12 protein-coding genes and 2 pseudogenes are annotated in these 14,199 nt (G+C 72.8%); 3 read left to right on the top strand and 11 right to left on the bottom strand.

All coding sequences use genetic code 11. The annotated features are described in order from the left end of the window. The coding region (locus tag EAO71_RS00775) for a zinc-dependent alcohol dehydrogenase (RefSeq protein WP_147975833.1) at window positions 1–1,026 on the bottom strand (1,026 nt) is incomplete at its 3' end. A gap of 41 nt (window positions 1,027–1,067) precedes the next feature. Continuing rightward, window positions 1,068–2,222 (bottom strand): mandelate racemase/muconate lactonizing enzyme family protein, encoded by a 1,155-nt coding sequence (locus tag EAO71_RS00770; RefSeq protein ID WP_147975812.1) that lies wholly within the window; start codon window positions 2,220–2,222, stop codon window positions 1,068–1,070. Between the two features lie 190 nt (window positions 2,223–2,412). Between EAO71_RS00770 and EAO71_RS00765 the strand changes: the two genes are divergently transcribed. Continuing rightward, window positions 2,413–3,183: an IclR family transcriptional regulator gene (locus EAO71_RS00765; protein WP_147975811.1), complete on the top strand. Its 771-nt coding sequence runs from the start codon at window positions 2,413–2,415 to the stop codon at window positions 3,181–3,183. Beyond that, a complete protein-coding gene (locus EAO71_RS00760) occupies window positions 3,180–4,025 on the top strand; it encodes an SMP-30/gluconolactonase/LRE family protein (protein ID WP_147975810.1) in 846 nt (281 codons plus the stop codon). Before EAO71_RS00765 ends, EAO71_RS00760 begins: the two co-directional genes overlap by 4 nt. Window positions 4,026–4,106: 81 nt before the next feature. On the opposite strand, the gene EAO71_RS00755 is transcribed toward EAO71_RS00760, so the two are convergent. From EAO71_RS00755 to EAO71_RS39870, 9 genes and pseudogenes are all read right to left on the bottom strand, one after another. Further along, window positions 4,107–5,234 carry a pectinesterase family protein gene (locus tag EAO71_RS00755; protein WP_147975809.1) on the bottom strand — a complete coding sequence of 376 codons (1,128 nt, stop codon included), beginning with the start codon at window positions 5,232–5,234 and terminating at the stop codon, window positions 4,107–4,109. A 184-nt stretch (window positions 5,235–5,418) separates the two neighbouring features. After that, complete coding sequence (locus EAO71_RS00750) at window positions 5,419–6,708, bottom strand: pectate lyase family protein (protein ID WP_147975808.1); 1,290 nt, start codon at window positions 6,706–6,708, stop codon at window positions 5,419–5,421. Then, entirely contained in the window at window positions 6,705–7,532 is an 828-nt protein-coding gene (locus tag EAO71_RS00745; RefSeq protein ID WP_410093922.1) for a rhamnogalacturonan acetylesterase, read from the bottom strand. Before EAO71_RS00745 ends, EAO71_RS00750 begins: the two co-directional genes overlap by 4 nt. After that, window positions 7,529–8,866, bottom strand: coding sequence for an ABC transporter substrate-binding protein (locus EAO71_RS00740; RefSeq protein WP_147975832.1), 1,338 nt, complete (start codon window positions 8,864–8,866; stop codon window positions 7,529–7,531). The genes EAO71_RS00745 and EAO71_RS00740 overlap by 4 nt, the downstream gene beginning before the upstream one ends. Before the next feature lie 138 nt (window positions 8,867–9,004). Then, window positions 9,005–10,531 (bottom strand): glycoside hydrolase family 43 protein, encoded by a 1,527-nt coding sequence (locus tag EAO71_RS00735; protein WP_147975806.1) that lies wholly within the window; start codon window positions 10,529–10,531, stop codon window positions 9,005–9,007. An 8-nt stretch (window positions 10,532–10,539) separates the two neighbouring features. Continuing rightward, window positions 10,540–11,382 carry a DUF6807 domain-containing protein gene (locus EAO71_RS00730; protein WP_147975805.1) on the bottom strand — a complete coding sequence of 281 codons (843 nt, stop codon included), beginning with the start codon at window positions 11,380–11,382 and terminating at the stop codon, window positions 10,540–10,542. Next, window positions 11,379–12,539, bottom strand: a complete 1,161-nt coding sequence (locus EAO71_RS00725) for a Gfo/Idh/MocA family protein (protein ID WP_147975831.1) — start codon at window positions 12,537–12,539, stop codon at window positions 11,379–11,381. The genes EAO71_RS00730 and EAO71_RS00725 overlap by 4 nt, the downstream gene beginning before the upstream one ends. After that, window positions 12,536–13,429 (bottom strand): carbohydrate ABC transporter permease, encoded by an 894-nt coding sequence (locus tag EAO71_RS00720; protein ID WP_147975830.1) that lies wholly within the window; start codon window positions 13,427–13,429, stop codon window positions 12,536–12,538. The genes EAO71_RS00725 and EAO71_RS00720 overlap by 4 nt, the downstream gene beginning before the upstream one ends. Further along, window positions 13,428–14,126 (bottom strand): annotated as a pseudogene (locus tag EAO71_RS39870) (carbohydrate ABC transporter permease); the annotation flags it as partial. The gene EAO71_RS00720 and the pseudogene EAO71_RS39870, both read right to left, overlap by 2 nt. Between EAO71_RS39870 and EAO71_RS38385 the strand changes: the two are divergent. Then, window positions 14,073–14,199, top strand: a pseudogene (locus EAO71_RS38385) (gfo/Idh/MocA family oxidoreductase); the annotation flags it as partial. The pseudogenes EAO71_RS39870 and EAO71_RS38385 overlap by 54 nt on opposite strands.

Below are 14,199 nucleotides of genomic sequence, written 5' to 3'. Positions count from 1 at the left end.
CAGCAGGACCTTTCCCGTCTTCGCGTCGCCACCGCCGACCAGGGCGATCGCCTCCGCGAAACGCTCCAGCGGGAACTCGTGGCTGATCAGCGGCGCAGGGTCGAGCAGGCCGAGCGAGAACGCGCGCACGGCGTCGGTCCAGGCCGACGACGACGCCCCGAAGACGCTGCGCACCTCCAGCTGGCTGAGCGAGAGGTGCACCGGGTCGATGCCGGTCGCGCCCGCCGTGAACATCCCGGTCAGCACCACCCGCCCGCCCCGGCGGGCCAGCAGGCACGAGGCTGCGGCGGTCGTCGGCGCGCCGGCCGTCTCCACCACCAGATCGAAGCGGCCGGTCGCCGCCTCCGCCTCGCGCGGCGTCAGGAGCTCGCTGGCGCCGTGCCGCAGGGCCTGCTCGCCGCGGGCGGCGCGCGGCTCGACCACGGCCAGTTCGGCGGGGGTGGCCGCGGCGAGCAGCTGGACGGCGAGCAGCCCCAGGGTGCCGGCTCCGACGACGGCGACGCGCTCGCCCGGGCGGGGGCGGCCCGCCCGGACCGCCGCGGCGACCACGGCTGCCGGTTCGAGCAGCGCGGCGGCCCGCAGGTCGGCGTCGTCGGGCAGCGGGTGCAGCAGCCGGGCGGGGACCACCACGTGGTCGGCGAAGGCGCCCGGTTCGGTGAAGCCGGTCTCCGCGTACCCGGCGGTGCACAGACTGGTCTCCCCGGCCCGGCACCGCGCGCAGACCCCGCAGGCCCGAAAGCCCTCGGCGACCGCCTTGCGGCCCAGCAGCGAGGCGTCGACCCCCGCGCCCACGGCGTCCACCGTGCCGGACCACTCGTGGCCGGGGACGAGCGGGTAGCGGACGTAGCCCGGGTCGCGGCGCCCCTCGTACACCTCCCGGTCGCTCATGCAGATCCCGGCGGCGGCGACCCGCAACCGGACCTCGCCGGCGCCGGGCTCGGGCACCCGCCCCTCGACCAGCCGGTGTTGCCCGGGCGCCTCGACCACGACGGACCGGCTGACGGCCGCCCGGCCGGCGCCCGTCACCCCGCCGGCCCGGCCGGCGCCGAGGCGCCCCTCGGCGTCGCTCACTTCGGGGCCCTCCGCTCCCAGCCCTCGGCCCACAGGTCGAAGCGGGCCCGACGCTGCGGGAACTCGGCCGCCGCGTCCACGTCCAGTTCGACGCCGAGCCCCGGGGCGTGCGACACCGCGAAGCAGCCCGTCCCGGGATCGACCTCGGGAGCGCCGTGGACCACCTTCTTGATCTCCGCGTCGGCGAAGTCGTTGAAGTGCTCCAGGATCTTGAAGTTCGGTGTGCACGCGGCGAGCTGGAGCGAGGCGGCGGTGAGCACCGAGCCGCCCACGTTGTGCGGGGCGACCATCACGTAGTGGGTCTCGGCCGTGGCGGCCAGCTTGCGGGTCTCCAGGATGCCGCCGAGATGTCCGAGGTCGGGCTGGATGACGTCGGCCGCCTGCGACTCGAAGAGCTCGCGGAACTCGATCCGGTCGTGGATGCGTTCCCCGGTCGCGATCGGCAGGTCGACCTTGTCGGCGACCTTCCGCAGCGCCTTCAGGTTCTCCGGCGGCACCGGCTCCTCCAGCCACGCGGGCCGGAACGGCGCGAGTTCGCGCGCCAGGCGGATCGCCGTGGCCGGCGAGAACCGCCCGTGCATCTCCAGCATCAGTTCCACGTCCGGCCCGATCGCGTCCCGGACCGCCTCGATCAGCGAGACCGCGTACCGCGAGCGCTCGGCGTCCAGTTCGAGGTGACCGGTGCCGAACGGGTCGATCTTCAGAGCCCGGTAGCCGCGCGCCACCACCTCACGCGCCGCCTCGTGGTAGGCCTCCGGGGTCCGCTCCGTGGTGTACCAGCCGTTGGCGTACGCCTTCACCCGGTCCGTCACGCTGCCGCCGAGCAACTGCCAGACCGGCACGCCGAGCGCCTTGCCCTTGATGTCCCAGCAGGCCGTCTCCACGACCGCGATGCCGGACATCACGATCTCGCCGGCGCGACCGTAGTCGCCGTACTTCATCCGCCGGACCAGGTCCTCGACCGCGAACGGGTCGGAGCCGGCGATGTGGTTGGCCTCCGCCTCCCGGAGGTAGCCGAGCAGCGCGTCCGTGCGGCCCAGCATGCGGGTCTCCCCGACACCGGTCAGACCCTCGTCGGTGTGCACCTGGACATAGGTCAGGTTGCGCCAGGGCGTCCCGACGACATGTGTGGTGATTCCCGTGATCCGCACGCCCGTTGCCTCCAGGTCGTTCGATATTTCGTCACACGTTCGAAATGGTGGCGTGACCGTAATCAGGCCCTCGGCGGGTGTCAATGGCCCGCACACGGGCCATTGCCCGGCGAACAAGCCTGTGGTTAGCCTGTGTTCGCGATATCGAGCAATGAACGCCATACCGAACGAAGAGGGTGGGTGGACGCTCATGGGACGTCTGGTTCCCGCGGTGACCAGGGCATTCGACATCCTGGAACTGTTCCTCCAGGGCGAGGAGACGCTCTCCGCTCCCGAGATCACCCGCCGGCTCGGGCTGCCGCGCACCACCACGCACGAGCTGATCACCACTCTGGCCGCCCGCAACTACCTCACGCAGATACCGCAGCAGCCGGGCCGCTACCGCCTCGGCGTGCGCACCTACCAGCTCGGCAGCCGCTACGCCGAACAGCTCGACCTCGCCGCCGAAGGGCAGGCCGTCGCCCGCGAGATCGCCGACACCTGCGACGAGACCGTGCACGTCGCCCTGCTGGAGGACCTCGACGTCATCTACGTCGCGAAGGTGGACTCCACCCACGCCGTCCGCATGGTCTCCGCGGCCGGCCGCCGGCTCCCCGCGCACTGCACCTCCGTCGGCAAGGCGCTTCTCGCCTTCCTTCCCGAGGCGGAGTTCGACGCCCGTGTCGAAGGCCGCGAACTGGCCCGCATGACACCGCACAGCATCACCGACCCCGATGCCCTGCGCAGCGCGCTGGCCGAGATCCGCGCCCGCGGCACCGCCCTCGAACACCGCGAGTCCAACCCCGACGTCAGCTGCGTCGCCGCACCCGTCCGCGACGGCTCCGGTCAGGTCGTCGCCGCCCTGTCCATCTCCGTGCCGGTGATCCGCTGGAGCCGCGAGCGCGAGGACGAACTCGCCGCCCTCGCCGCCAAGGGCGCCCACGACCTGTCGCTCCGGCTCGGTCACCGGGGTACCCGGTGACACCGGAGATCGCCGTACGGGCGGACGCCGAACTCGGCGAGGGACCCACCTGGGACACCGCCGGGGACCGCCTGGTCTGGGTCGACATCCTCGGCTGCCGGATCCACACCTACGCACCGGGCACCGGCCGGACCTCCACGCTCCGCGTCGACCAGCACGTCGGCGCCGCCAAGCCCCGCTCCGGCGGCGGGCTCGTCGCCAACCTCCGTGACGGGACCGGGCTGTACGCACCCGACGGGACCTTCTCCTGGCTGCTGCACGACCCCGTGCCCGGACGCCGGGGCAACGACGCCGCCGTCGCGCCGGACGGCAGCCTGTGGGCCGGCACGATGCGCTACGACGAGGCCCCCGACGGCGGAACCCTCACCCGCATCGCACCCGACGGCACCCCCAGCCCGCTCATCGACCGCGTCGGCGTCAGCAACGGCATCGGCTGGAGCCCCCACGACACCACGCTCGCGTACTACGTCGACAGCTCCACCCGCCGGGTCGACACCCTGAGGGTCGTGGACGGACGGGTCCGCGAGCGCCGGGAGTTCGTCCGCCTCGAAGCGGGCGCAGGCTTCCCCGACGGCCTCACCGTGGACGCCGACGGCTGCGTCTGGATCGCCCTCTGGGACGGCGGGCAGCTGCGCCGCTACACCCCGGACGGCGCGCTCGACCGCACCGTCGAGCTGCCCGTCGCCCGCCCGACGGCCTGCGCCTTCGGCGGCCCCGGGCTGCGCGACCTGTACGTCACCACCGCCCGCACCGGACTCCCCGTCGCGCCGGAGCCCGCCGGCTCCCTCCTCGTCCTGCCCGGCATCGGCCAGGGGCTCCCCGGCAGGGCGTTCGACGGCTGACCCTCCCGCCTGGAACGGGAGCGTACGACGCGGCAGCAGCAGCGGCGTTCGCGGTCCCGGGCGCCGAGGCGGCGGGCGGCGTCACCGGACCGGGGCCGGGTGCCAGTCCGCGAGGTACGTCTCCCGGGTCGCCGACCGGGCCGCGGCCGGGGAGAGCTGCGGCCGGTTCTCCGGGACGGTGATCCGCGCGCCCGGGCCGGTGTTCCGGAACTCGGCGAAGCGCTGCTCCTGCCACGGAGCGCTGTCCCGCATGTTCGCGTACGGGGCCATCGCGTCGACGCCGGCGTCGAGGAAGCTGTCGCGCACGACGAGGGAGGGCCACGCCGTCGGGTCCGAGCTCGGCACCCAGGGACGGGCCAGCTTGTGGAAGCCGTCGGGAGCCGCACCGCTCACCCGGCAGCGGCTGACCAGGAAGCCGTACGGGTTGTCGCGCGCCGTGGACGGGGCGAGGACGAAGCCGAAGGGCGGAGCCGTCAGGTCCGGCCGGTCCAGGGCGCGGAACCGGCAGTGCTCGAAGACCGCGCGGGCCCGGCCGAAGACGAAGTCGACGTCGCCCTCGACGTGACAGTGCGCGAAGTACTGGCGGGCGACGGTGGCGAGGGCCGTCGAGTCGGCGTAGAGCGTGTCCTGGTGCCCCAGGAAGCGGCAGTGGAAGAACGCCGACCGGTCGCCCTGCACCTTCAGGGCGACGGCCTGCGTGCCCGGGTTGCCGGGGAGGTCGGTGCGCAGGAAGTCGTTGGCGAAGGTGAGGCCCTGCGCGGTGAAGCCGTCCGCCTGGACGGTGGTCGTGGCGGAGCCGGAGGTGCCGTGGGTGCCGCCGTCGGGCCGTGGCGTGCCCGCCGCCGTGTCGTGGACGACGGTCACGTCACGCGGGTTGCCGGTCGCGCCGATCCAGGTCATGTCGGCACGCGCGGTGCCGACGGCGACCCTCTCGCGGTAGACGCCCGGGGCGATCACCAGCGTCCAGCCGGCGCCGCTCGTGGCGTCCACCGCCGCCTGGACACCGGTGTGGTCGCCGAGGCCGTCGGGGTGGACGTACAGCGTGCGCGCGTCCCGCCGGGCGGCGGGGGAACCGAAGCGGCCGAACGGCGCGCCGCCGTCGTGCGCGGCGGCCGGAGCCGCGGGCAGCGCGAGGGCGAGCGCCGTCCCGGCGCCGAGGCCGAGCAGGGAACGGCGGCCGACGGCCGCCCGTGCGGGATCCGCGGGCATGCGGAAGCTCCTTCGCTGGGCGAGAAGAGGGGGGAGGGAGAGGTGGTCGGGCGAGGTGCGCGACGCGGGGAGGTGGCGGGCGACGGGCGGAGGGCGGCGAACGGGACGTGGACCCGCGAGAGAGCGCCGTCGGTCGGACCGGTCTCGGGGGTACGCCCCGGGCGCCGCCCTCGGCCGGCGCCGGTCAGCGCAGTCGGCCGGCGCCCGCCCGGTGGCCGACGAGTCCGGGCACCGCCTGCGGGTCGTCGACCCGCGCCCGCAGGACCGGGGTCCATCCGGCGCCCTCGCGCAGGACCTCGGCCGGGAACTGGGCGTTGTGCACGGCGAGCAGATCGACGGGCGCGCGGTTGACCAGGTTGTCCTTCGTGGTGMCCGGAGCGTCCTTCCACTTCTTCAGGATCTGTCCGGCCGGAACGTCCGGGCCGAGGGTGAACGCGTTCCGCTCCGCCACGAGCTGGGATTCCAGCCCGATCCCGAAGCTGTACACGTAACCGGGACCGGGCACCACGAAGTGGTTGTTGTACGCGTCCACCTTGCCGAAGCGGACCCGCGGCGCCCGCTCGCCGACGTCGGAGAAGAGGTTGTGGTGCAGCGTGACCCGCAGCCTGTCCCGGTCGGTCGCGCCCGCGCTGTCGCTGTTGCCGATCATCAGCGTCTTGTCGTGGTCGGCGAAGACGTTCCAGGAGACGGTGACCAGGTCCGCGCCGCGCACGACGTCCAGTTCACCGTCGTGCTGCTGGTAGACCTCGCCGTAGTACGAGGGCAGCGAACTGTCCGGGTGGGCGCCGTCGGTGAAGGTGTTGTGGTCCACCCACACGTGGGTGGAGCCGTAGACGACCATGCTGTCGTACTCGGAGTTCCAGGCCCCGGTCGCCCCGTCCGTCGGGTCCCACTGCGGGAAGCAGTCGAGCGGGCTCTCCAGCGTGAGGTTGCGGATCACGACGTTGTCGACGCCCTGGATCTGGAGGCTGCCCCCCGTGATGCCCGCGTTCCGGCCGATCCCTACGATCGTCGTGTTGGCCGGGACGTACGCCTTGATCGCCTTGCCCTGGGCCGCGGCGGACGCCGCCCGCAGGTCCTCCTGGGGGCCGCTGACCTCCGTCGTGTACCCCCAGACCGCCGGGTCGTAGTCGGCGAGGTACCGGGCGAAGTCGTAGCCGGCGGCCTCGAAGGCCGCGCAGCCCGCGGAGGTGGCGTTCAGGGTGCCGCGCACCTTCACGATCCGGGGCTCGGTGCCCGGGACCGCGAGCGCGGTCCGGAGCTCCTCCCAGGTGGAGACGGTGAAGACGCGCGAGGCGACGGCCGCCGCCCCGCCGGTCGTCCCGGTGCCCTCCGACGCCCAGCCGTCCCGCGCGGGCAGGGTCTGGCGGGCCGGGTCGTGGCCGCCGTGGGCCGCCGCCGGCGCGGCGAGGCCGCCCGTGACGCTGAGGACGAGGGCGGTGGCGCCCACCACCCATGACTGCGTGTGTCTCATGCTCGGCTCTCCTCGGGTTCGGGCCAGGTGATCCACTCCGTGGGGATCTCCTGGTCGAGTCGGCGCGTGTCGCCCGGGGCGAGGACACGCGTGTGCAGCAGCGAGGCCGCGACCAGCCGGGCAACGGCGATCGCGCCCGGCGGGTTGAAATGGGTGTTGTCCTGCTCGGTCGGCGTCCAGTTGAAGTACGACTTCGTCGTCTCCGGGCCGAGCTTCTGCCACAGCGCCAGGGACTGCTCCTGGACGTCGAGCAGGGCGACCCCCTCCTCCCGGGCCACCTCCCGCATCGCGGCCGGGTACTCCCCGTGGGTCCGCAGGGCCGTGCCGTCCGCGGCGAACCTGCGCCGTTCGACGGAGGTGGCCAGCACGGGCAGGGCCCCGCGCTCCCGGGCGCCTTCGACGAACAGGCGCAGGTTGTCCTGGTAGGAACCCCAGGGATCGGTGTACCGGGTGGGATCCTCGGTCTTCTGGTCGTTGTGCCCGAACTGGACCAGCAGCAGGTCGCCGGGACGGATCGCGGCCAGGATCGGGTCCAGCCGCCCCTCGTCGAGGAAGCTCTTGGTGCTGCGCCCGTTGACGGCGTGGTTGGCGACCTCGGCGCCCTTGTGCAGGAAGAAGGGGAGCACCATGCCCCAGCCGGTCTCGGGGGCGGCGTCGGCGTACTTCTGCGCGGCGGTGGAGTCGCCGGCGAGGTGGACGGTGCGCATACGGCGGGGTCCTCGGGGTCGGTGCGCGGCCGCGCCGGCGGCCGTGGCGGGGGCCGCGGCCAGGGCGAGCGCGAGGCCCGCCCCGGCCGTGACCAACCGGCGGCGGGTGAAGGTCACTTCGCCTGCGACTTCCACTCGGCCTGCGCCGCGTTCAGCTGCTCGGCCAGGCTGCTCAGGAACTCCTTCGCCGTGGACTTGCCGAGCAGGACCTTCTGGAAGGCGGGCTCGTTGTCGGCCTTGGAGATGGTGTTCCAGTCGGGCAGGTAGTACGGCAGCTGCACGATCGTGGCCTTGCCGCTGAAGAGTGCCTCGGCGGCGAGCTTCGTCGGCTCGGCCTTCCCGATCCACGCGTCGCCGGCCGCCTCGGTGTTGGCCGGGATCGCGCCCGCCGACTCGTTCCACTTGCTGTTGGAGGCGTGCGAGGCGGCGAACTCGATGAACTTCCAGGCGGCCGCCTTGTTCTTGCTCGACGAGAAGAGCCCGAGGCCGTCGACCGGGTTGGACACCTGCACCCGGGTGCCGTCGTCCATGGTCGGGTTGGGGATGCCCCGGAACTTCCCGGTGCCCAGGGCCTTCACGTGGTCCTTGTACGAACCCAGGTTGTGGTTCAGCATGCCGATCTCGCCGCTGTCCCACTGGGCGACCATCTTGGTGAAGTCGTTGTTGACGTCCGCCGCCGGGGTGTTCTTCTTGAACAGGCCCACGTACTTCTCCAGCGCCGCCACGTTCGCCGGGTCGTCGACGGTCGTCCGGTCGCCGTTCCAGAAGCTCTTGATGCCGCTCTGGCCGTACATGGCGTCCAGCGCCTGGGCGATCGAGCCCGCACCGCCGCGGATCGTGTAGCCGAAGCGGTTCTTGTCCTTCTGCGTCAGCTTGTCGGCCGCCGCGTAGAACTTCGACCAGGTGGTGGGCTCCTCGAGGCCGGCCGCCTGGAAGAGGTCCGTGCGGTAGTAGAGGACGCCGTTGCTGGCCGAGGTGGGGACCGTGAACATCTTCCCCTGGCCGCCGGCGGACTTCACGCTGTCGACCATGCCCGCGTTCAGCTTGCCCTTCAGCGAGCTGCCGTCGATCCGGGCGTCGAGCGGCTCGAGGGCGTTCTGGGCGGCGATGCCCGCGAGCATCGCGGCCCCGACGCCGCCGACGTCCGGCAGGCCGCCGCCCTGGATCGCCGTGTCGTACTTGGACTGCACCTCGGTCGAGGCGATCCCGACGTACGTCACCTTGATGTCGGGGTTCTGCTTCTCGAAGTCCTTGATGATCTCCTTCCAGACCTCGGTGCGCACACCGCCGTTGTTGTCCCAGAAGGTGATCTCTCCCTTGCCCGCGCCCTCGTTGCCCTTGTCGCCGGCCGCGCCGCTGCCGTCGTCACCGCAGGCGGTGGCGGTCAGGGCGAGCACGGTGGTCAGGGCCAGGGCACAGGCGGCTCTGCGCCCGTTGCGGAAGATGGTCATCATCGGCTCTCTTCTCTCGGGTCTTGCGGGGGTGATGGGACGTGAGGGGTGTGCTGAAGGCCGCTCGGCGGCGCCGAGCGTGCGGGTACGGACGTGGGGAGGTCGAGCGGTGGAGCGCGCCCGGGGGTCCGGGCGGGTTCAGGGGCTGACGCGGAAGGACGTGAACGCGGCGGTGCCGGCGGCGCCGGTACCCGGTGGCGCCGCGGCGAAGAGGCCGAGCAGGGCCCCGACCCAGCGCCAGGGCGTGGCGGCGAAGACCTGCCCGCAGACCGTGAAGTCCGTGCCGTCGACGGCGGCGTACGAGAAGCGGACGCGCGCTCCGGAGAGCAGCTCGATCCGTAACCTGACCCGGTCGCCGGGAGCGGGCCGCGGGGCCGCCGCGKCCCGTTCCTCCTCGGCGTTGGCCGGGGCGAACCGGTGCACGAGGCGGACCGAGCCGTCGGCGGCGCGCTCCAGCCCGATCCAGGCGTAGGCGTCGCCGAGCACCACGAGCCCGGCACGCGCCCCCGGCGACCCGCCCGCGAGCCGCAGCTCCACCTCGACCGTGCCCGGCCTCGCCGGCAGCCGCTGGGTGAGCAGGTGCGGCAGCGCGCGGAGATCGTCGATCCGCTCCGTGCGGCCGCAGTCGAGCCACAGCCCGTCGCCGGAATGATGCGTCGTCCAGCCGTCGACGGGGTTGGCCGTCCACTGCCACTGACGCCCGAACCGGCCCCCGGGGAACATGTCGTCCGTGGCGGGCGCGGACGGCGGCTGCTCCGGCAGGGCGGGCTTGGCATGCACCGGCACGGGCACGCCCCGCGCGCCGAGCACCGGCCATCCGTCCGCACCCCAGCGCATGGGCTGCAGATGGACGAGCCGCCCGTACGCCCCGCGCTGCTGGAAGTGCACGAACCAGTCCTCGCCGTGCTGCGTCCGCACCCAGCCGCCCTGGTGGGGGCCGTTGACCTCGGTGTCCCCCTGCTCCAGGACGATCCGCTCCTCGTAGGGCCCGAAGAACGAGCGCGAGCGGAACGCCCCCTGCCAACCGGTGGCCACACCGCCGGCCGGGGCGAGGATCCAGAACCAGCCGTCGTGCCGGTACAGCTTCGGCCCTTCGAGCGTGAACCAGCCGGGGATCCGGTCCGCGTCGACGATCGTCCGCCCGCCGTCGAGGAGCCGCTCGCCGTCCGGACTCATCCGGTGCCCGGTGAGCCGGTTGTTGACCCCCGAACGGGACTTGGCCCAGGCGTGCACCAGATACGCCTCACCGGTCTCCTCGTCCCACAGCGGACACGGGTCGATGAGTCCACGACCCGCCTTCACCAGCTTCGGAGTGCTCCACGGCCCACGCACGGAAGGGGAGTTCACCTGCCAGATGCCGTGGTCGGGGTCGCCCCAGAAGATCCGGAACCGGCCGTCGTGGTGGCGCAGGGAGGGAGCCCACACCCCGCCGTCGTGCCGGGGGACCGCGTACGCGGCCTCCGGCGGCAGCCTGTCCAGCGCGTGCCCGACGAGCGTCCAGTTGACCAGGTCCCGGGAGTGCAGCAGCGGCAGTCCGGGGACCCGGCCGAAGCTGGAGGCGGTGAGGTAGTAGTCCTCGCCGACGCGCAGCACGTCCGGATCGGACCAGTCCGCGGCCAGGACGGGATTGCGGTAGGTCCCGTTCCCGAGGTCTCCGGTGCGCACGGCCCCCTTCACGCGGCCACCGCCTCGCGCACCGCCGCCGTGGCGCCGGCCCGGTCGAGCCGGCCGTCCGCCACCACGACGACCACCCGCCGGACGAGCGTTCCGCCGGGCGCGACGACCAGCCGGTCGGCGTGGGCGAGGGAGGAACCGACCCCCGGGTACTCGGCCGCCCGGACGAACCACGGATCACGCCGGGTCTCCTCGGACGCACCCGCGAAGACCAGCGTCCAGCCCTCGCCGGCCAGCGCCACCCAGTCCGACCGCCGCCCGTGCACCGCCCGCTCGCCCGCCGCGTCCGCGCCGAAGACCTCCGGAGCGGTCGCCTCCCGGGGAGCGCGCCAGAAGAAGCCCCCGTAGGCCGCGCCCGGGCGTCCGTTGGTCGCGGGACTGCCCAGCGACAGCCCCTCGCCCGACACGTCGGTCAGCGAGAAGGTGAGGTCCAGCGCCCAGGCCGCCTCGCCCACCTCCGCCGTCGCCACGGTCCTCGTCTCCCGCAGGAGCACCCGGTCCCCGGCGGACCAGCTCAGCTCCTCGACGAATCCACCGGGCCCCGAGCGCCGGAAGCCGTCGTGCCGCTGCTCGCCGTGGTTGTCCAGGGCCGTCGGTCCGTGATCGCGGACGAAGGTCCGCCCACCCCAGAAGTTGTGCCCCGCCACATCCGGCACGGCCACGCCCGCACCCAGGTGGTGCGGATGGTCCTCCGGCATCAGCTCGGTCACCCGGACCCCGCCCAGAGTGGTGACAGGGTGCAGATACGGCCGGGGGGAATGCCGGGGATCCAGCTCCGGCCGCGTGACGTACCGCGCCACCGGGCGGCCGGCGCAGCACAGCTCGATCGACGCGGGCTTCATCGGGTCTCCACCGTGGTCGGCAGCGCCCACGGGGCGCCGAGTTCGGAGTAGAGGCCGAGGGTGTCGGCGCTCGTGGCGACGAGGGAGTCGACGCCGTGGACGATCCGCCGCGACGCCGCCCCGGACGCCTCGACCCGCCAGCAGGCGTCCGGCAGCCGCACCGGGTCGGGCGCCAGCCGGATCGCCTCCACGACCCGCATGAACGCGCCGGTCTCCTCGGGCGGCACACACAGCGCCTCACCGCCCGCCACATGACCGACCAGGTTCTCCAGCAGGTCGGTGCGGCCGTGGACGGTCTCCTCCGGACCGTGCCCGCCCCGCTGGAGCAGCACCCGGTCCTGCTTGTACCAGAAGGTGATGCGGCCCCGGGTGCCGTGCACCACCACGTACGGCTCGGAGTTCGTCTCGGCGCACAGGGTCGCCGCGACGGTGACCGGGACACCCCGGGCGGTCCCGATCCGCACGCACGACGTGTCGTCCGACTCGATCGCGTACGCCCGCAGCAACTCGGGCTCGATCGACACCACGTCCTCGGCGCGAGTGCTGCCGGCCAGCGCGAGCGCGGTGGCCACGGCGTGCGCGAGCGGGTTGGTCAACGCGCCGTCGACCACGTCGACACCGTCCATACGCCGGCGCCCCGCCCAGGGCGAACGCCGGAAGTACGCCTCGTCCCGCACCCACGCCCCGGCCGCGCCGACGCCGAGCAGCTCACCGATCACGCCGTCCGCGACCAGCTCCCGGACGGCGGGAACCGCGTGCGAGCCCAGCGACTGGAAGCCGATCTGGCACGCCACGCCCGCCGCCGCGACGCCGTCCGCCATCCGGCGGAACTCCGCGAACGACGGCGCCGGCGGCTTCTCCAGGAGCAGGTGGGCCCCGTGCCCGGCCGCGGTCAGCGCCAGGTCGGTGTGCGTCTGGATCGGCGTGCAGACCACCGCGATCCGGGCCCCGGTGGCGGCCAGCAGTTCCCCGAGGTCGGCGGACTGCTGCGTGCCGGGGCCCTCCAGCTCCGCGGCGTCCAGAGGGCGCAGTTCGCAGACGCCGGCCAGGCGCACCAGGCCGAGGCGTTCCAGCCGCCGGATGTTGAGCAGGTGCGTGCGGCCGTGGCCACGCGCGCCCGCCAGGACGACGGGAAGCGGGGTGCGTACGGCGCTCATCCCTTCACCGCCCCCGCGCTGAAGCCGGTGACCAGCCACTTCTGGATGAAGGCGAACACGATCACCACCGGTACGGCCGCGATGACACCGCCCGCCGCGAGCGCCCCCAGATCGACGCTGTCCGCGCCCATGAGGGTGTTCAGGCCGACCGGGATCGTCTGCTTCTCCTGGCTGCTGAGGAACATCAGCGCGAACAGGAAGTGGTTCCAGGCGTGCACGAAGGCGAAGGAGCCGACGGCCACCAGACCGGGACGCAGCAGGGGCAGCACCACGATGCGGAACGCGGCGAAGCGGCTGCAGCCGTCCACCCAGGCCGCCTCCTCCAGGGAGTACGGCACGTTCTTGATGAAACCGCTGATCAGGATCATGGACAGTGGGAGCTGGAACACGGTCTCCGCGATGATGACGCTGCCCAGCGAGTTGATCATCCGCAGGTTGGCGAAGATCTGGAACAGCGGGACCAGCAGCAGCGCCCCCGGGACGAACTGGGAGCACAGCAGGGCCAGCATGAAGCCCTTCTTGACGCGGAAGTCGAAGCGGGCCAGCGCGTATCCGCCGGCGAGCGCGATCACCGTCGTCATCACCAGCGTCGCCAGACCGATCAGCAGGCTGTTCTGGAAGAAGGTGGCGAAGCTGCGCTCCGTCCACACCTTCTCGAAGTGCTCGGTCGTCATCGGCCACGGCACGAGCGAGGTCGAGCCCGCCGGCCGCACGGCGAAGAGCAGGATCCAGTAGAAGGGGACGAGGGTGAAGAGCAGGTAGACACCGAGCGGCAGATAGATCTGCCAGCGCGGGACCTCGTCCCAGGCCCGGCGGCGGCCCGGCGGGCGAGACGACGACGCTGCCGCTGTACATCGCCAACACCAGTGTCGACGCGCACAACTTCGGATACGCCCACACCGCCCGCAGCAGGGTGGAGAGGACGATCGCGTCCTTGAGGTGCGGCAGCGTGATGTGGACGAACTGCCGCAGCCGTCCCGCCCCGTCGACCTCGGCCGCCTCGTACAGGTCCTTCGGCACCGACTGCAGGTCCGCGAGGATGAGGATGGCGAAGAAGGGAACGCCCCGCCACAGGTCGGCGACCACCACCGCCGAGAACACGGTCGACGTGTCGGACAGCAGCGACGTGCCGTACTCGCCGATCCCCAGGTCCGCGAGATAGCGGGTGATGCCCGTCTGGGAGTTGTAGAGCAGGACCCAGATCGCGGAGGTCAGCACACCGGAGACCGCCCAGGGCGAGAACACCAGCGCGCGTCCCAGCGCGCGGCCCACGAAGGTCTGGTTGACGATCAGCGCGAGCGCCAGACCGAACAGCAGCTGCAGCGTCACCTCGACGGCGACCCACTTCACGCTGAAGGTCAGCGTCCCCCAGAACTGCGGGTCCTCCGTGAAGATCCGGGTGAAGTTGTCGAAGCCGGCGAAGCCGTTCCGCCACGGCTTCGTGGGGTTGTAGTGCTGCAGGCTGTAGTAGAAGACGCTGAGCACGGGATAGGCGATGAAGCCCAGCATGAGCAGCGCGGGGGCGGTGAAGGGATGAGCGCCGTACGCACCCCGCTTCCCGTCGTCCTGGCGGGCGCGCGTGGCCACGGCCGCACGCACCTGCTCAACATCCGGCGGCTGGAACGCCTCGGCCTGGTGCGCCTGGCCGGCGTCTGCGAAC

It is taken from the genome of Streptomyces sp. MS191, from assembly GCF_008042125.1.
Classification (GTDB): domain Bacteria; phylum Actinomycetota; class Actinomycetes; order Streptomycetales; family Streptomycetaceae; genus Streptomyces.
This window is presented reverse-complemented; position numbering and strand designations above follow the sequence as displayed.

Coding starts and splice junctions, on each gene's coding strand:
- EAO71_RS00765 (WP_147975811.1), top strand. CDS start 2,413: ATGGGACGTCTGGTTCCCGCGGTGACCAGGGCATTCGACATCCTGGAA.
- EAO71_RS00740 (WP_147975832.1), bottom strand. CDS start 8,866: ATGACCATCTTCCGCAACGGGCGCAGAGCCGCCTGTGCCCTGGCCCTG.
- EAO71_RS00725 (WP_147975831.1), bottom strand. CDS start 12,539: ATGAGCGCCGTACGCACCCCGCTTCCCGTCGTCCTGGCGGGCGCGCGT.
- EAO71_RS00730 (WP_147975805.1), bottom strand. CDS start 11,382: ATGAAGCCCGCGTCGATCGAGCTGTGCTGCGCCGGCCGCCCGGTGGCG.
- EAO71_RS00755 (WP_147975809.1), bottom strand. CDS start 5,234: ATGCCCGCGGATCCCGCACGGGCGGCCGTCGGCCGCCGTTCCCTGCTC.